We start from the raw sequence: 16,518 nt of genomic DNA on the forward strand, positions 1-16,518 counted from the left end.
TTCTGGGTAAGCCGGGCCCGAGGAGTTCCCTCCCGGGCCCGGCGACTGGGAGCCTGCCCCCATGGCGCAGACCCAGTGGACCGAAGACCGGATCGGCCAGTTCGTCGCGGTCGACCCCGTGGTGGACCGGATGCGGGCGCTCCGCTCGGCCTGGCATCCGGCGGACGGCGTCGCCGTCTTCAACCGGGTCTATCTGACGGTCACCGAGGAGATCGGCCACGCCCTCGACGCGGGCACCTTCGCCGACCGGCGGGCCGCCGCCACCCTCGACGTGCGGTTCGCCGAGCGCTATCTCGCGGCCGTCGACGCCGCCTCGACGGGCCGCCCCGCGCCCGCGTGCTGGCGGCCCCTCTTCCACTACCGGCGCCATCCCGGCGTACGGCCGCTGCAGTTCGCGCTCGCCGGGATCAACGCCCACATCGGCCACGACCTGGCGCTCGCGGTGGTCGACGCCTGCCGGATCCTGGAGTGCGCGCCGGCCGACCTGGAGGACGAGTTCGACCGGGTCGGCGACATCCTCGTCCTCCTGGAGGAGCGCATCCGGGAGGAACTGATGCCGGGCCCGGACCTCCTGGAGATCACGGACCCGCTGACGCATCTGCTCGGCTGCTGGAGCCTGGACCGGGCCCGCGACGGGGCCTGGCTCGCCGCGCGCTCGCTCTGGCAGCTGCGCGGCCTTCCCGAGCTGGCCGGGGAGTTCACGGAACGCCTCGACCGCTCGGTGGGCCTGGTGGGGCGGATGCTGCTCACCCCACTGACACGCCCCTGAGGACTCAGTCCTCCGGCAGCTCGACCGGGGCGATCTCGTCGTACACGTCGCCCGGCCCCGGGTTGGTGCCGTCGGTCGCGCCGCCGAAGTGGTGCATGACGCCCCAGACCGCGTTGAGCGCCGTCTGCACCGCGCCCTCGGCCCAGCCGGCCGTCCAGGAGATGTCGTCGCCGGCGAGGAAGATGCCCCGCTTGTCCTCGGGCAGCCGGTCCTGCATGAAGTGCGTGAACAGGCGGCGCTGGTAGCGGTAGTGGCCCGGCAGGTTCGCCTTGAAGGCGCCCATGAAGTAGGGCTCGTTCTCCCAGGAGACCGTCACCGGGTTGCCGATGATGTGCTTCCGGATGTCGACCTTCGGGTAGATCTCGCCGAGCGACTTCAGCATGACCTCCATCCGCTCGTTCGCGGAGAGCGGCAGCCACTTCAGGCTGTCGTCGCACCACGTGTACGAGAGGCAGATCGTCGCCGGCTTGTCCGGGCCGTCGTCCAGGAGGTACGTGCCGCGGGTCATCCGGTCGGTCAGCGTCATCGACATGACATCACGGCCGGTCTCCTCGTCCTTGTCCAGCCAGAACGGCCGGTCGACCGGCACGAAGAGCTTCGAGGACTCCATGTAGTGGGTGCGCTCGATCGCCGTCCAGTGGTCGATCGGGAAGAGCGAGTCGTCGCAGGCGATCTTGGAGAGCAGCATCCAGGACTGTGCGGTGAAGATCGCCGCCTGGTACGTGCGGATGTCGCCGGAGGCGTCGGTGACCGTGATGCGGTTGCCGGCGGTCCGGTTGAGACGGGTCACGGCCGGCTTCGGCGTGCCGTCGTGGAGGGAGCTGAGCGAGGTGCCCTGCGCCCAGTGGACGATCTTCTCCGGCTCGCGCTCCCACAGGCGCAGCGGCAGCTGCTGCGAGCCGCCGACGATGCCGCGGTGGTGGTCGTCGGCCTCGGTGTAGACGACGCGGAGGATCTCCAGGATGGAGTTGGGGAAGTCGGTGTCCCAGCCGCCGGTGCCGAAGCCGACCTGGCCGAAGATCTCGCGGTGCCGGAAGGACTTGAAGGACTCGGACTCGCAGAGGAAGCCGTAGAAGGTCTGGTTGTCGAGCTTCTCGACGAGCTTCGACCAGATCTCACGGATGCGCGGGACGTCGCGCTCGCGCATGGCCTGGTTCATGTCGGAGAAGTCGGCGCCCTCGTCGAGACAGGCGTTCCACGCGTTCATCACGTCGCGGTAGACCTGCGGGAGGTCGTCGACGGTGGTGGCGTAGTGCGACTCGCCCTTGAGGTCGACGACGGTCGACGGGGTCGACTCGGCGAGCGGGTTCGGGAAGGGCCTGGTCTCCAGGCCGACCAGGTCGATGTAGTGCTGGAGGGCGGTCGAGGAGGGCGGGAAGCGCATGGCGCCCATCTCGGCGGTGAGGCCCTCGGTGCCGGTGCCCTCGAAGCCGACGGTGCGCAGCCGGCCGCCGATCTGGTCGGCCTCGTAGACGACGGGCTTGAGGCCCATCTTCATGAGCTCGTAGGCGGCGATGATGCCGGAGAGACCGCCGCCGATGACCGCGACCTCGGTGCCGTGCTCGGTGGCCGGTATCTGGCCGAGGCCGGCCGGGTGGGCCAGGAAGTCGTCGTAGGCGTACGGGAAGTCCGGACCGAACATGGTGATCGGCGGCTGGCCGTCGCTGTGGGGGACGGCGGTCGTGGGCACCGTGGACGTCATGGGGTACGGACTCCTTGCACGGAAAAAGGGTGAGGCGGGTCAGGAGGACTGAGGACTCAGACGAGGGAGCCGTAGAGGCCCGGGCGCCGGTCGCGGAGGTAGGGGTTCTCGGCGCGGGATGCCGCGAGGAAGGCCGGGTCGACGTCGCCGAGGACGAGGTCCTCGCCGCGCCCGGCGCGGGCGCGGGCGGTGCCGTCGGGGCCGGCCAGGGTGGAGAGGCCGACGAACTCGAAGTCGCCCTCGGGGCCGGTCCGGTTGGCGTACGCGATGTAGAGCTGGTTCTCGAAGGCGCGGACCGGCACCACGGACAGCGGCACGACCTCGGCGGGGTGCATGAGCGCGGTCGGTACGAGGAGGAGGTCCGTACCGGCCAGCGCGTGGGCGCGCACGTTCTCGGGGAACTCGACGTCGTAGCAGATCATCATGCCGACGGTGAGCCCGTCGAGCTCGGCCTGGACGACGGCCCGGTCGCCGGGGGTGAACCACTTCAGCTCGAAGTCCCCGAAGAGGTGGGTCTTGCGGTACTGCGCGAGGGGGACGCCGTCGGCGCCGATGAGCTGCGCGGAGTTGTACAGGACGCCGTGCCGCTCGGTGTCCCGCTCCGGGTAGCCGTAGCCGACCGCGAGGCCGTGGCGCACGGCGATGGCGGCGACGGCGCGCGCGGAGGGGCCGTCGGAGGGCTCGGCCAGGCGCGCGATGTCGGCGCCGATGGCGTAGCCGGTGAGGAAGAGCTCGGGGGCGAGCAGCACGCTCGCGCCGGCGGCCGCGGCGCGGGCGGCGGCCTCGTCGAGGACCTTGAGGTTGGCGGCCACGTCACCGAGCTCCCCGGAGCTCTGGAGCAGGGCGGTGCGCAGCGCGGGCATCGGCGATCCTCGGGGGTCGGAAGTTGAGGGGGAAGACGTCAAAAACGGTACGGTTTCGCGCTCTCCCGGGACAAGGCGGCAGCGTTGCGGACCGACCGTCGAACCGTTGCGCGATGGGCGGGCGGGGCGTCGATTCGTTGCGTACGGCTCCGACCGCAGTCGTACGGCTCCCCCGCCGCGCGGCGGAGACGAGGACCGTTCTGCGGCGCGACGCCCGGGCGGATCCCGCGCGGAAGAGTGGTGGTCGTCCGGAAGACCTGCCGGACGACCTGCCGAAAGGGACCACGATGAACCGCCGTACGAAGATCGTCGCCGTCGCCGCCGCCGTGCTGCTGACCCTGGGGGCCGGGGGTGTCGCCGTCGCCTCGGGAGCGGACGGCGGGCACGGGAACGGGCACCGGACAGTCCGGGAGGCCGCGGCGCTGACCGGGACGGCCAAGCTGTACCGCCCGGCCGGTGACGACATCACGTTCAGCTTCGACGCGCATCTGGCGGCGAGGGACAACAAGGATCCGCAGGCCGCGACCGGCACCTTCCGCTTCAGCCACTACAAGGACGGGAAGGGCGGCTACGCGGTGGCGAAGGTCGACTGCCTCACCACGGGCGGCAAGGTGGCCGTGGTGACGGGCAAGGTGATCGAGACCGACGTGGACGCCTTCCGTGACAAGCGGGTCGGGGTCTCGGTGCACGACGACGGGAAGCACGACCGTCTGGGCTACAGCTGGGTCGGGCGCGAGACGAACCTGGAGGTGCCGCCCTGCCTGAGCTCGGCCCCCTTCGAGAAGGTGCGGTCGGGCACCGGCGACTTCACGGTGCTGCCCTGGCAGCTGGAGTACCCGACGGAGTGATCCCGGGAACGACCGAGGGGCGGCGCGGGAACCACGGCCCGCACCGCCCCTCTCCCGACGAACTACGCCGGCGAGCCCGAGGAGAACCGCCGCAGGAGCGGCGAGAGCACCAGGACGGACTTGGTGCGCTCCACGAAGGGCTCGCCCGCGATGCGCTCCAGGACGCGCTCGAAATGGCGCATGTCCGAGGCGAAGACCTGGACGACGGCGTCCGCGTCACCGGTGACGGTCGACGCGGACACCACCTCGGGGTACCGCTCCAGACCCCGCCGGATGTCCTCCGGCGAGGTGTTGTGCCGGCAGTAGATCTCGACGAAGCCCTCGGTCTCCCAGCCGAGCGCCGCCGGGTCCACCCGTACGGTGAATCCGGTGATGGCGCCCTCGGCCCGGAGCCGGTCCACGCGCCGCTTCACGGCGGGGGCGGAGAGTCCGACGAGCGCGCCGATGTCGGCGTAGCTGCGGCGGGCGTCTTCCGCGAGGGCGTGGACGATGCGTTCGTCGAGGTCGTTGAGTCGCACTACGGGTGGATCACTTCTCTGCTGTTGCTGCGGTGGCCAGTCGGGAGCGGCGAATGCCGTACAGGAAGTAGAACACGAGCCCGGCGGCCATCCATCCGCCGAAGACCTTCCAGGTGACGGCGTCGAGGCTGAACATGTTGTAGGCGCAGAAGACGAAGCCGAGGACCGGGAAGACCGGCCCGAGGGCCACCTTGAAGGTGCGCGGCATGTCGGGGCGGGTGTACCGGAGCACGATGACCGCGACGTTGACCAGGGCGAAGGCGAAGAGGGTGCCGATGCTGGTGGCGTCGACGAGCTTGCCGAGGGGGATGACCGAGGCGAGGGCGCCGCAGAAGAGCGAGACGATGACCGTGTTCACGCGCGGGGTGCCGGTCTTGCCGCTGACCTTGCCGAAGACCTTGGGGACCAGGCCGTCGCGGGCCATCGCGAAGAGGATGCGGGTCTGGCCGTAGAGGACGGTGAGGACGACGCTGGCGATGGAGATGACCGCACCGGCGGCGAGCATCGTGCCCCAGAAAGTCTGCCCGGTGACGTCGTTCATGATCGCGGCCAGGGTGGCCTCGGAGCCCTCGAAGGCCTTCCAGTGCCAGGCGCCGACGGCGACGGCCGCGACGAGGACGTACAGCACGGTGACGATGAGCAGCGAGAGCATGATCGCCCGCGGCAGGTCGCGCTTGGGGTTCTTGGCCTCTTCGCCGGCCGTGGAGGCGGCGTCGAAGCCGATGTACGAGAAGAAGAGGGTGGCGCTCGCGGCGCCGACGCCGGTCATGCCCAGCGGCATGAAGTCCTTGTAGTTGCCGGACTTGAAGCCCATGAAGCCGATCGCGCAGAAGATCACGAGGGTGACGATCTTCACCGCGACCATGATCGTGTTGACGACGGCGGACTCACGGGCGCCGCCGAGCAGGAACACCATCGCGAGGAGCACGACGATCAGGCCGGGCAGGTTGATGACGCCGCCCTCGCCCGGGGCCGAGGAGAGCACGTCGGGGATCGTGACGCCGATCGTGCCGTCGAGCAGCTCGTTGAGGTACTCGCCCCAGCCGACGGCCACGGCGGCGACGGAGACGCCGTACTCCAGGACCAGGCACCAGCCGCAGACCCAGGCGACGAGTTCACCCATCGTTGCGTACGCGTACGAGTAGGAGGACCCGGCGACGGGTATCGAACCGGCCAGCTCGGCGTACGAGAGCGCCGAGAAGAGGGCGGTGAGACCGGCGATGACGAAGGCGATCGTGACGGCGGGGCCGGCCTTCGGGACGGCGTCGCCGAGGACGACGAAGATGCCGGTGCCGAGCGTGGCACCGATGCTGATCATGGTCAGCTGCCACATCGAGAGCGAGCGGCGAAGACTGCCGCCTTCTCCCTGGCCACCCTCATCCACCAGGCGTTCCACCGGCTTGCGCCGGACCAGTGCGCCGAGAGCGGAGGTCTTGGGGGTGGTCGTGTCGTCGACCGGTGGGGCTGCGCCTTGATCCAGCACTGCGGAGGCTCCTTATCGCTGCCTGAACGTCTGGGAGGCGACCGCGGCGGTTCACGGGCATGCCGAAGCAGACCCACGGGGGACGGAAACCGCCGAGCAGGCGGTCGCCGCCACTCCTGGTACGAGGCATGAGCCTAAGGGGCGAAGCTTCGCAGTCGTAATGCAGGGTTGTTGCGCACTGCCGGATGATCATTGCGCGCTTCGGGCACAGACGGGCAAACATTGCGCGCCCCCGCATGAATCGACACATCGGGGTGTGAACCGGCACGCGCACGCGTATGGACTCCTCATGCGGAATGACGCACGCTGCGAGCCCCTGACGACCGCCTTTCGCGACCCCCGATCGGAGGTTCCGGTGCAGTGGCTCGACCCCGCGCCCTTCCTGCGCGGCACGGCCTGGCTGGACGACGGCCGGCCCGTACGCGCCGACCCCGACGACCTCGAACGGCTGCCGTGGGACATCGCGGAGCGGGCCGCGCTGCCCATCGGGGTACGGATCGAGTTCACGGCCGCGCCCGGTACGCGCGCGGTGGAGCTGCGCTACCGGGCGGCGGTCCCGGCGGCGGACGACCCGCTGCGGGGGCTGCGGCACTGCTTCGCCCTCTGGCAGGGCACCCGGCTCGTCGGGGAGGCCTGCGTGGCTCCGGCGCCGGAGGCCGTCGTGAGGCTCCCGCTCCCCCCGGACGGCGGCCTCTTCGCCGTCCACCTCCCGGAGGCCCAGGCGCCCCTGCTCCTCGCCCTGAGGGCCGTCGGGGGCGCCCTCTCCCCCGCCCCGGCGCGGCCCCGCTGGCTCGTCCACGGCGACTCGATCACCGAGGGCTGGTGGTCGACCCGCCCGGCGCACTCCTGGCCGGCCACGGCGGGCCGGCTGCTCGGCCTGGACACGGTGAATCTGGGGTACGCGGGCGGGGCGAGGGGCGAGCTGCCCCTGGCGGAACAGCTGTCCCGACTCCCGGGCGATCTGATCACCCTGGCCTTCGGCACCAACTGCTGGTCACGGGTACCGGCCACGGCCGACTGGCTCTACGCGACGGTCCGCGCCTTCGTGGGCCTGGTCCGCCGGGGCCACCCGGAGACCCCGCTGCTCATCGTCTCGCCGGTCCTGCGCCCCGAGGCGGAACACACCCGCAACGCCCTCGGGGCCACGCTGACGGAGCTGCGCCGGGCGATGGAACGCGCGGCCCGGGACCTCGTGACGGAGGGCGACCCGCACCTCCGGCTCCTCCCGGGCCGCCCGCTCCTGGGCCCGGAACACCTGGCGGACGGCCTCCATCCGAACGACGCGGGGCACGCGCGCCTGGCCGACGCGGTGGCGTCGGCGCTGCGCGACGCCCTCAAGACCTGACCCGCACCACCTGCGCCGTCACCGCCGGGGGCCTCACTGGGCGCCGGGCACGACCGCGTTCACGACCTTGCCGATGTCTCCGGCCTCCGGCGGAACGCCCTGCCGGTCGGCGAACAGCATGTGCGCGGCTCCCACGAGGGTGGGAGCGAGCGTGTCGACGTCGCCGTCCGCGGCGATGCGGCCGAGTTCGCGCTCGGCCGTGAGGTACGAGGCGAGTGCGGTCGCGGCATCGGTGAGGATCGGGACACCGACCGGCCTGGCCTCGCGCAGTCGGGCACGCAGACCGTCCCGGGAGGTGACGAGGCTGATGACCGCCACCGCGACCGGATCGAACAGCTCCAGCAGCGCCCGGGTGAGGTTGTCGGTGACGGTGCCGGCTCCGGCGGACGCGTGCAGGGCGGCGGCATGACCGTCGATACGGGCGACGCGGTCCCGTACGAGCTCGGCGAGGAAGTCGTCGAAGTCCGCGAAGTGCCGGTGCAGGACGCCCTTGGCGCAGCCCGCCTCCAGGGTGACCGCCCGGCTCGTGAGCGCGCTCGGCCCCTCCCGGACCAGCACGCGCTCAGCAGCGTCGAACAGTTGGCCGCGCACGTCGCGGATGGCTACTCCCGTGGGCACCGTACGTCTCCCGGATTGACGAGTGGGCATGCGCCCACTAATAGTGGGCACATGCCCACTCTACCGTCGGAGCGAGCTCCTCGCCCGCACGCCCATGAGAACCGACAGGTGGCGGAGTCGTTCGGCTCGGACGCCGAACGCTATGACCGGGCCCGGCCCGGCTACCCCACCGCCCTGGTGGACCGGATCCTCACCGCCGCACCCGGCCGCGACGTCCTGGACGTCGGCTGCGGCACCGGCATCGTGGCCCGGCAGTTCGAAGCGGCCGGATGCCGGGTGCTCGGGGTCGACGTCGACGCCCGGATGGCCGACCTGGCGCGCCGGCGCGGACTCGACGTCGAGGTGGCGCCGTTCGAGGCCTGGGATCCGGCAGACCGGCGGTTCGACGCCGTGGTCTCCGGACAGACCTGGCACTGGGTGGACCCGGTCGCCGGAGCCGCCAGGGCGGCACAGGCCCTGCGCCCCCACGGCCTGCTCGCCCTGTTCTGGAACGCGGGCCGGCCCCAGCCCGACGTGGCGGAGGCGGTCGCCGAGGTCTACCGCCGGGTCGTGCCCGACTCGCTCGCCGCACGACAGGGGACGGTGCCGGCCGTGGACGCGTACGCGGCGCTGTGCGACAAAGCGGCCGCCGGGATACGGGAGGTCGACGGGTACGCCGAGCCCGAGCGGTGGCGGTTCGACTGGGAACAGGTCTACACCCGGGAGGAGTGGCTGGATCAGCTGCCCACCCAGGGCGCCTTCACGCGGCTCCCGCAGGCCGCACTCGAGGAGGTGCTGGCCGGGGTGGGCGCCGCCGTCGACGCGGCGGGGGGCAGCTTCACGATGCACTACGCCACGCTGGCGGTCACCGCCGTACGGCGTGACCCCGCCTGACGGCCGGAACGCCGTGGGCCCCCGGAGAGATCTCTCCCCGGGGGCCCACGGCCTACGCATCGCAGCGAGCGACTAGCTCCAGCTCGCGTGCAGCGGCTTGCCCTCCGCGTAGCCCGCCGCCGACTGGAGGCCGACGACCGCCTTCTCCTCGAACTCGGCGAGCGAGGCCGCACCGGCGTAGGTGCAGGAGGACCGCACGCCCGCGATGATCGAGTCGATCAGGTCCTCGACGCCCGGACGCTGCGGGTCGAGGAACATCCGCGACGTGGAGATGCCCTCCTCGAACAGCGCCTTGCGGGCGCGGTCGTAGGCGGACTCGTCCGAGGTCCGGTTACGGACGGCGCGGGCCGAGGCCATGCCGAAGGACTCCTTGTACGCACGCCCCTGGGCGTCGTGCTGGAGGTCGCCCGGGGACTCGTACGTCCCGGCGAACCAGGAGCCGATCATCACGTTGGACGCACCGGCGGCGAGCGCCATGGCGACGTCGCGCGGGTGACGGACACCGCCGTCGGCCCAGACGTGCTTGCCGTACTTCTTCGCCTCGGCGGCGCACTCCAGGACGGCGGAGAACTGCGGCCGGCCGACGCCGGTCATCATGCGGGTGGTGCACATGGCACCGGGGCCCACGCCGACCTTGATGATGTCGGCGCCCGCCTCGATGAGGTCCTTGACGCCCTCGGCGGCCACGATGTTGCCCGCCACGATCGGGACCTGCGGGTCGAGCGCCCGGACGGTCTTGATCGCGGAGATCATCGACTCCTGGTGGCCGTGCGCGGTGTCGATGACGAGCGTGTCCACGCCCGCGTCGAGCAGCTGCTTGGCCTTGCCGGCGACGTCGCCGTTGATGCCGACGGCGGCGGCGATGCGGAGCCGGCCCTGGGCGTCGACGGCCGGGGAGTACAGGGTCGCGCGCAGGGCGCCCTTGCGGGTGAGGATGCCGACGAGCTTGCCGTCCGTGTCCACGGCCGGGGCGTAGCGCCGGTTGTGGGCGTCGAGGGTGTTGAAGGCCTCGCGCGGGTCGATGTCGGCGTCCAGGAGCAGCAGGTCCTTGGACATGACCTCGGAGAGCTGGGTGAAGCGGTCGACGCCGGAGAGGTCGGCATCGGTGACGACACCCACCGGGCGGCGGTTCTCGTCGACGACGACACCGGCGTCGTGGGCGCGCTTCGGCAGCAGGGACAGCGCGTCGGCGACGGTCTGGTGCGGCTCCAGGACGATCGGGGTGTCGAGGACGTGGTGGCGGCTCTTCACCCACGAGATGACGTCGGTGACGACCTCGATCGGGATGTCCTGCGGGATGACGACCAGGCCGCCGCGGCGGGCGACGGTCTCGGCCATCCGGCGGCCGGCGATGGCGGTCATGTTGGCGACGACGAGCGGGATGGTGGTCCCGGTCCCGTCGGGCGAGGAGAGGTCCACGGCCTGGCGGGAACCGACGGCCGAGCGGCTCGGCACCATGAACACATCGTCGTACGTCAGGTCGTAGGGCGGCTTGACGTCATTGAGGAAACGCACGTGCTGACATCCCAGTCGTTCGGATCGGCCCCTAGGCATTTCAGCCAGGGGAAAAAGCACGTAGTTCATTGTCCCACGAGGGGTGGCACGGACGGTCCGGGCTAAACGTCTGAGCCTTGGGCGGGGGGCGCTGTCGGATCCTCCAAATGACCGAGCGAGAGGAGGACCACGAGGCCTTCGGAGCTGGCCCGGGCCGCCGCCGAGAAGACCTCCTGGGCGATGGCCCAGTCCTCGGGACTGGCCTCGGCATAAGCCTGCCAGCCGGTCACGACGACCGCCATGGGTTCGCGCATATCGGCGAGGGAGTCGGCGAGGGCGTCCCAGTTGCGGCCGAACCACACGGGCAGGGGCAGTGCGCGCACGCAGCGGTTCATGAAGGTGGTCTTGTCGGTGACCCCGTGCAGGTCCAGGAGGACGGCGTCATCGATCCTCATCAGCGACCACCTCCCGGAACGTCTCGTAGTGGTCGTCCGTGTAGTACGTCTCCCCGCCCCGGCCGGTGACGATGCGCCGGGCGCCCCGGTCGCGTTCGCCGGGGGTCTTCACGGTGTACTCGTGGTAGTAGCCGCGCTCCTCGCGGGGCAGGACCCGCTCGAAGTTCGAGAAGACCGTGCCGTCCTTGGCGTACGGGAAGGGGCCGCCGCGCGCGATGAGGGCGAGCGTCTTGCGCGCCTCGGGCGGCAGGTCCGCCACCCGTACGGTGGGGAGTCCCGAGGTCCCGGTGGGCGCGGAGACCGTGGTGGCGCTACGGGTCGGGGCGGCCGTACCGGTCCCGCCGCCGCTCGCCGGGGAGCAGCCGGCCAGGAGGACGGCGAGGACGAGCGCGAGGAGTACGCGCAGGGGCCGGAGCGACATGTCCCGAACCTACCGTTGCGGGACGGCTCCGGCCCCCAGGGCCGCGCGCGTTCAGCTGCCGTCGGGGTCCTTGCGGTCGAGCGCCGGGTGGGTGCCCGGGCTGGACTCGGTGAGGAGGTAGTCCGCCGCGGCGCGGTCGGTGACCAGGCTGGTGACGAGCCCGGAGCGGAGCACCGCGCCGATCGCGGCCGCCTTGCGCTGGCCGCCGGCGATCGCCACGACCTCGGGGATGCGGCGCAGCCGGTCCGCCTCGACGGTGATGCAGCGCTCTCCCAGGTCGCGGCCGACCCGGCGGCCCTCGGCGTCGAAGAGGTGCGCGGACATCTCGGCGGCGACGCCCAGGGAGGCGTAGTGGGCGCGCTCGGCGTCGGACAGCATGTCGTGGACGGTCGAGATGCCCGGCTCCCAGGAGCCGATGGAGACGCAGGCGACGGTGACCTTGTCGAAGTACTCGAAGGCCCGTGCGATGCCGGTCTGGCTGCGCAGCGCGGCGGCGGTCGCCGGGTCGGGCAGCAGCATGGGCGCGTAGATGGGGTGGGCCTCGCCGCCGGAGACCTGGGCGGCGCGCCGCACGGCCTCGACGGAGCCGCGCTCGGCGGTTCCGGCGTCGTACACCCCGGTGAGCTGGACGACCGTGCAGGGCGGGAGCCGGTCGAGGGCGGCCGCCATGTGGATCGTGGAGCGGCCCCAGGCCAGGCCGAGGACGTCGCCCTCGTTGACGAGCTCGCCGAGCAGGTCGGCCGCGACCTCGCCGAGGTTCTCCGGGTCGGGCGACTCGTCGTCGCCCTCCGCCGGGGACTCGACGACGACGGCGTGGCGCAGCCCGTAGCGGGCGCGGAGCGCGTCGGAGCGCTCGGCGTCCAGCTCGGCCGGTACGCGGATCTCGATCCGCACGAGGTCGCGCTCCAGGGCGGTCTCCAGGACCCGGGCCACCTTGAAGCGGCTCACGCCGAACTCCTCGGCGATCTGGATCTTGGACTTGCCCTCGAGGTAGAAGCGGCGGGCCATGGCCGCCGCCTGCACCAGCTCCGCGGGGCCCATCCGCAGGGCTGACCGTCCCGCCGACATACCCGCCACCGCGATCTCCTCACTGCTGTTCACGTACCGCTGTTCACGTACGGAAGTCACGTTCCGATGTGGTTCACACTCTGGACTCGCCGTTCATCCTGTCAGATCCGGCGGGCCTTGATCAGTCCTGTCGGCGGCCCGACGGACCGCGTTCATCCGCCGGAGGCTCAGTGGCCACACGCCCACGCGGCGGACGCGGTCGCGGCCTCCGCACGGGCCCGGAGGGAGGCGACGGCCGCGGCCGGGTCCGCCGCTCCGTACACCGCGGAACCGGCGACGAAGACGTCGGCGCCGGCCTCGGCGCACCGCTCGATGGTGGACTCGGCGACCCCGCCGTCGACCTGGAGCCACAGCTCGAGGCCGTGCTTGGAGATCAGCTCCCGGGTACGGCGGATCTTGGGCAGCATGATGTCGAGGAAGGCCTGGCCGCCGAAGCCGGGCTCGACGGTCATGATGAGCAGCATGTCGAGCTCGGGGAGCAGGTCCTCGAACGGCTCGATGGGCGTCGCCGGCTTGAGCGCCATGGAGGCCCTGGCGCCCTTCGCCCGGATCTCGCGCGCGAGCCGGACCGGCGCGGCGGCCGCCTCGACGTGGAAGGTGACCGAACCGGCGCCCGCCTCCACGTACTGCGGGGCCCAGCGGTCCGGGTCCTCGATCATGAGGTGGCAGTCGAGCGGGGTGTCGGTGGCGCGGGCCAGCGACTCCACGATCGGCACGCCCAGCGTCAGGTTGGGCACGAAGTGGTTGTCCATCACGTCGACGTGCAGCCAGTCGGCGCCGCCGACGGCCTTCGCCTCATCGGCGAGCCGGGCGAAGTCCGCGGACAGGATGCTGGGGTTGATCTGCGCCATGTGCCAAGCCTCCCACGTTCTTGGGTACTTCTTTGCCGCTCAGCGGTTTCGAATCCGGTCCAGACCAATTTCGGTACGAAAGGACGAGGCCGGGACCTGGACGGACCGGGAGATTACGGTCAGATGATCGAGGGGTCGGGCCCGGTCGCTCACGCGGTCCGGCGCAGCAGCGCCAGATACATGGCGTCCGTACCGTGCAGATGCGGCCACAGCTGGACGTCCGGCCCGTCGCCGAGCGCCGGGACGCCGGGCAGCAGGGGGCGGGCGTCGATCAGCTCGGCGCCGCCGGTCTTCTTGAGGACGTCGTCGACGACGACCCGGGTCTCGGCGAGGTGCGGCGAGCAGGTCGCGTACCCCACCACTCCCCCGACGCGCACCGCGCTGAGCGCCTCGGTGAGCAGGGCGCGCTGGAGCGGTGCGAAGCCGTCCAGGTCCTCGGGGCGACGGCGCCAGCGGGCCTCGGGGCGGCGGCGCAGCGCGCCGAGGCCCGAGCAGGGCACGTCCACGAGGACGCGGTCGAAGGAGCCGGGACGCCACGGCGGGCGGGTGCCGTCGGCGGCGATCACCTGGTACGGGCCGGGGTTGCCGGCCAGGGCGCGCTCGACGAGGCGGGCGCGGTGCGGCTGCTTCTCGGAGGCGAGCAGGAAGGCGCCGCGCTCGGCCGCGAGGGCGCCGAGCAGGGCGGCCTTGCCGCCGGGGCCGGCGCAGCCGTCGAGCCAGCGGGAGTCGCTGCCCTCCAGGGGAGCGTTGGCGAGCGCGATCGCGACGAGCTGGCTGCCCTCGTCCTGGACGCCGGCCCGGCCCTCCTTGACGGCCTCGATGGCGCCGGGCTCGCCGCCCTCGGCCATCCGCAGGGCGTAGGGCGACCAGCGGCCCGGCAGGGTCTCGGTGGCGGCGGCGAGCTCCTCGGTGGTGGAGCGGCCGGGGCGGGCGACGAGGGTGACCTCGGGGCGCTCGTTGTCCGCCTCCAGGAGGTCCTCGATGCCGGCGCGGCCGCCGCCCAGGGAGTCCCAGAGCGCGGAGACGACCCAGCGGGGGTGGGAGTGGACGACGGCGAGGTGGTCCTCGGCGTCCTCGTCGTACGGCGGGGCGACCTGCTCGACCCAGGCGTCGAGGTCCTGCTGCGAGATCTTCCGCAGTACGGCGTTCACGAACTTGGCGCGCCCGTCGCCGAGCACCACACGGGCCAGCTCGACGCTGGCGGACACTGCGGCGTGGGTGGGGATCCTGGTCCCGAGCAGCTGGTGCGCGCCGAGCGCCAGGACGTCGAGCACGGGCGGGTCGACCTCGCGCAGCGGCCGGTCGATGCAGGCCGCGATGATCGCGTCGTACGTGCCCTGCCGACGCAGCGTCCCGTACACGAGCTCGGTCGCGAGCGCCGCGTCCCGCCCGTCGAATTTCTCGGGTCCCTCCTTCTCCCGGGCCTTCCGCAACAGCGGCGGCAGCACCAGGTTCGCGTAGGCGTCCCGCTCGTCCACCGCCCTCAACGCCTCAAAGGCGAGCATCCGCACGGGGTCCTTCTGGGGCCGCCGGTAGGGCTTGTGGGGACGACGACGTGCCTGCTCGCTCAAAGGTGCTCCGCGTGACGAAATGAGGGGTCGAACAACCTCAGCGTACGTCCGCGGACGTCTGCCGGGGAAAACGCCCCTGACGGACCGCCCAGCCCTCGGCCGCGATCAGGCACACGGCCGGCTCCGTGCCCCCGCCGTCTGCCTCGAAGGCGACGAGCACGGGCGGCTCGTCGCCCACGGTGCGGGCGACCTCCGTGCATTCCTCCGGAGTGGGCGCGCGGAATTCCGGGTCCGAGAAGAGCATCGGGCACCGGACGTAGAGGGGGTCCGTGAAGACGACTTCGAGCCCGTGATGGTACGAGAGGTCGTGACCGGCGACCAAGGTGAGCCGGCTGCCGTCGTAGTGGCGGACCTCCCAGTCCCACCAGGACCCGTCCGGCAGCGGCAGCAGCACGGTCAGACGCCCAGCCGCTCACCGGGCGCGATGCGGACGCCGCGGGCCCAGTCCGCGGCCTTCATCGGCTTCTTGCCCTGGGGCTGGACCCAGAGGAGTTCGACGGCGTACGAGCCCGTGCCCGCGTACACGTTGTTCTTGCCGGCCGCGAGCTCGCCCGGGGCGAGGTCGGTGCGGTCCGGGAGGGGGGTGACCTGGATCAGCTTGAGGCGTTCGCCGCGGAAGACCGTCCAGGCGCCGGGCGCCGGGGTGCAGCCGCGGACCACGCGGTCCACCCGGAGCGCGGGGGCGGCGAAGTCGACCTGGGCGTCCTCGACCTGGATCTTCGGGGCGAGCGTGATGCCCTCGATCGGCTGCGGTACGGCCTTGAGCGTGCCGTCCTCGATGCCGTCCATGGTCGCGGAGAGCAGCCCGGCGCCCGCGAAGGCGAGCCGCGTGAGCAGGTCGCCGCTGGTGTCGGTGGGGCGGATGTCCTCGGTGACGACGCCGAAGACCGGGCCGGAGTCGAGGCCCTCCTCGATGAGGAAGGTCGACGCGCCCGTCACCTGGTCGCCGGCCATCAGGGAGTGCTGCACGGGCGCCGCGCCGCGCCAGGCGGGCAGCAGCGAGAAGTGCAGGTTGACCCAGCCGTGCGCGGGGATGTCGAGGGCGACCTTGGGCAGCAGCGCGCCGTACGCGACGACCGGGCAGCAGTCCGGCGCGATCTCCCGCAGCCGGGCGAGGAACTCCTCGTCGCGGGGCCTGGCCGGCTTCAGGACCTCGATCCCGGCCTCCTCCGCCCGCTGGGCCACCGGGCTGGCGACGAGCCGCCGCCCGCGTCCCGCCGGGGCGTCCGGCCGGGTGACCACGGCGGCCACCTCGTGCCGCCCGGAGGCGAGCAGGGCGTCCAGGGCGGGAACGGCGACCTCGGGGGTGCCTGCGAAGACGAGCTTCATGGGTGGCGACTGCCTGTCTCTCCGGGGGCGTTGCGGGCAGCGCACCAGTCTAGGCGGCCGGGAGGGAACGGGCGCACGGAGGACGTGAGCCCTGGCGAGGGAAGGCTCACGGCGGGCGAGGCGCCCCGGCGAGGAAGGGCTCACGGCAGGACCGGCGCCCCGGCGAGGAAGGGCTCACGGCAGGACCGGCGCCCCGGCGAGGGGGCTCACGGCAGGACGAGCGCCCCGGCGAGGGGGCTCACGGCAGGACGAGCGCCCCGCGCATATGCGTGTACGCCCCCGCAGCGTGACCCAAGTCCCGGTGGCGCGT

General features: G+C 72.2%; 17 protein-coding genes. 4 read left to right on the plus strand and 13 right to left on the minus strand.

The genetic code is table 11. From position 1 onward, the window contains the following. Window positions 1-61 precede the first annotated feature (61 nt). Window positions 62-769: a DUF5995 family protein gene (locus ABT041_RS28250; protein WP_351189430.1), complete on the plus strand. Its 708-nt coding sequence runs from the start codon at window positions 62-64 to the stop codon at window positions 767-769. Window positions 770-773: 4 nt separating this feature from the next. On the opposite strand, the gene ABT041_RS28255 is transcribed toward ABT041_RS28250, so the two are convergent. Next, window positions 774-2,471, minus strand: coding sequence for a flavin monoamine oxidase family protein (locus ABT041_RS28255; protein WP_351189433.1), 1,698 nt, complete (start codon window positions 2,469-2,471; stop codon window positions 774-776). Window positions 2,472-2,527: 56 nt separating this feature from the next. Then, window positions 2,528-3,334 (minus strand): carbon-nitrogen hydrolase family protein, encoded by an 807-nt coding sequence (locus ABT041_RS28260; RefSeq protein ID WP_351189436.1) that lies wholly within the window; start codon window positions 3,332-3,334, stop codon window positions 2,528-2,530. Window positions 3,335-3,621: 287 nt separating this feature from the next. On the opposite strand from ABT041_RS28260, the gene ABT041_RS28265 reads away from it, so the two are divergent. Next, window positions 3,622-4,182 carry a Repetin gene (locus tag ABT041_RS28265; RefSeq protein WP_351189438.1) on the plus strand — a complete coding sequence of 187 codons (561 nt, stop codon included), beginning with the start codon at window positions 3,622-3,624 and terminating at the stop codon, window positions 4,180-4,182. 62 nt (window positions 4,183-4,244) lie between these two features. Here ABT041_RS28265 and ABT041_RS28270 read toward each other — a convergent pair whose 3' ends face one another. Continuing rightward, window positions 4,245-4,700: an Lrp/AsnC family transcriptional regulator gene (locus ABT041_RS28270; RefSeq protein ID WP_351189440.1), complete on the minus strand. Its 456-nt coding sequence runs from the start codon at window positions 4,698-4,700 to the stop codon at window positions 4,245-4,247. Window positions 4,701-4,710: 10 nt separating this feature from the next. Further along, complete coding sequence (locus ABT041_RS28275; RefSeq protein ID WP_351189443.1) at window positions 4,711-6,183, minus strand: amino acid permease; 1,473 nt, start codon at window positions 6,181-6,183, stop codon at window positions 4,711-4,713. Between the two features lie 355 nt (window positions 6,184-6,538). Between ABT041_RS28275 and ABT041_RS28280 the strand changes: the two genes are divergently transcribed. Beyond that, window positions 6,539-7,528: a GDSL-type esterase/lipase family protein gene (locus ABT041_RS28280; RefSeq protein ID WP_351189446.1), complete on the plus strand. Its 990-nt coding sequence runs from the start codon at window positions 6,539-6,541 to the stop codon at window positions 7,526-7,528. Between the two features lie 33 nt (window positions 7,529-7,561). Here the strand turns inward: ABT041_RS28280 and ABT041_RS28285 are convergent, their stop codons facing one another. Beyond that, window positions 7,562-8,146 (minus strand): TetR/AcrR family transcriptional regulator, encoded by a 585-nt coding sequence (locus tag ABT041_RS28285; protein ID WP_351189448.1) that lies wholly within the window; start codon window positions 8,144-8,146, stop codon window positions 7,562-7,564. 108 nt (window positions 8,147-8,254) lie between these two features. Here ABT041_RS28285 and ABT041_RS28290 point away from each other — a divergent pair, with 108 nt between their 5' ends. Further along, window positions 8,255-9,019, plus strand: coding sequence for a class I SAM-dependent methyltransferase (locus tag ABT041_RS28290; RefSeq protein WP_351189451.1), 765 nt, complete (start codon window positions 8,255-8,257; stop codon window positions 9,017-9,019). Between the two features lie 72 nt (window positions 9,020-9,091). Here the strand turns inward: ABT041_RS28290 and ABT041_RS28295 are convergent, their stop codons facing one another. The 8 genes from ABT041_RS28295 to fmt all read right to left on the minus strand — a co-directional run bounded on the left by ABT041_RS28295 (window position 9,092) and on the right by fmt (window position 16,208). Next, window positions 9,092-10,534 carry a GuaB1 family IMP dehydrogenase-related protein gene (locus tag ABT041_RS28295; RefSeq protein ID WP_351189454.1) on the minus strand — a complete coding sequence of 481 codons (1,443 nt, stop codon included), beginning with the start codon at window positions 10,532-10,534 and terminating at the stop codon, window positions 9,092-9,094. Window positions 10,535-10,635: 101 nt separating this feature from the next. Beyond that, window positions 10,636-10,968 carry a barstar family protein gene (locus ABT041_RS28300; RefSeq protein WP_351189456.1) on the minus strand — a complete coding sequence of 111 codons (333 nt, stop codon included), beginning with the start codon at window positions 10,966-10,968 and terminating at the stop codon, window positions 10,636-10,638. After that, complete coding sequence (locus ABT041_RS28305; protein ID WP_351189458.1) at window positions 10,955-11,389, minus strand: guanyl-specific ribonuclease; 435 nt, start codon at window positions 11,387-11,389, stop codon at window positions 10,955-10,957. The genes ABT041_RS28300 and ABT041_RS28305 overlap by 14 nt, the downstream gene beginning before the upstream one ends. Before the next feature lie 51 nt (window positions 11,390-11,440). Next, a complete protein-coding gene (locus ABT041_RS28310; RefSeq protein WP_502976609.1) occupies window positions 11,441-12,457 on the minus strand; it encodes a sugar-binding transcriptional regulator in 1,017 nt (338 codons plus the stop codon). Window positions 12,458-12,624: 167 nt separating this feature from the next. Next, window positions 12,625-13,308, minus strand: coding sequence for a ribulose-phosphate 3-epimerase (rpe, locus tag ABT041_RS28315; RefSeq protein ID WP_086830314.1), 684 nt, complete (start codon window positions 13,306-13,308; stop codon window positions 12,625-12,627). A gap of 149 nt (window positions 13,309-13,457) precedes the next feature. Further along, window positions 13,458-14,879 carry an RsmB/NOP family class I SAM-dependent RNA methyltransferase gene (locus tag ABT041_RS28320; RefSeq protein WP_351189462.1) on the minus strand — a complete coding sequence of 474 codons (1,422 nt, stop codon included), beginning with the start codon at window positions 14,877-14,879 and terminating at the stop codon, window positions 13,458-13,460. A 37-nt stretch (window positions 14,880-14,916) separates the two neighbouring features. After that, window positions 14,917-15,273 (minus strand): hypothetical protein, encoded by a 357-nt coding sequence (locus tag ABT041_RS28325; protein WP_351189465.1) that lies wholly within the window; start codon window positions 15,271-15,273, stop codon window positions 14,917-14,919. A gap of 2 nt (window positions 15,274-15,275) precedes the next feature. Next, on the minus strand, window positions 15,276-16,208 hold the full coding sequence (gene fmt / locus ABT041_RS28330; protein ID WP_351189468.1) for a methionyl-tRNA formyltransferase: 933 nt from the start codon (window positions 16,206-16,208) through the stop codon (window positions 15,276-15,278). Window positions 16,209-16,518: the final 310 nt, after the last annotated feature.

It is taken from the genome of Streptomyces sp. NPDC002825, from assembly GCF_040295385.1.
Classification (GTDB): Bacteria; Actinomycetota; Actinomycetes; order Streptomycetales; family Streptomycetaceae; genus Streptomyces.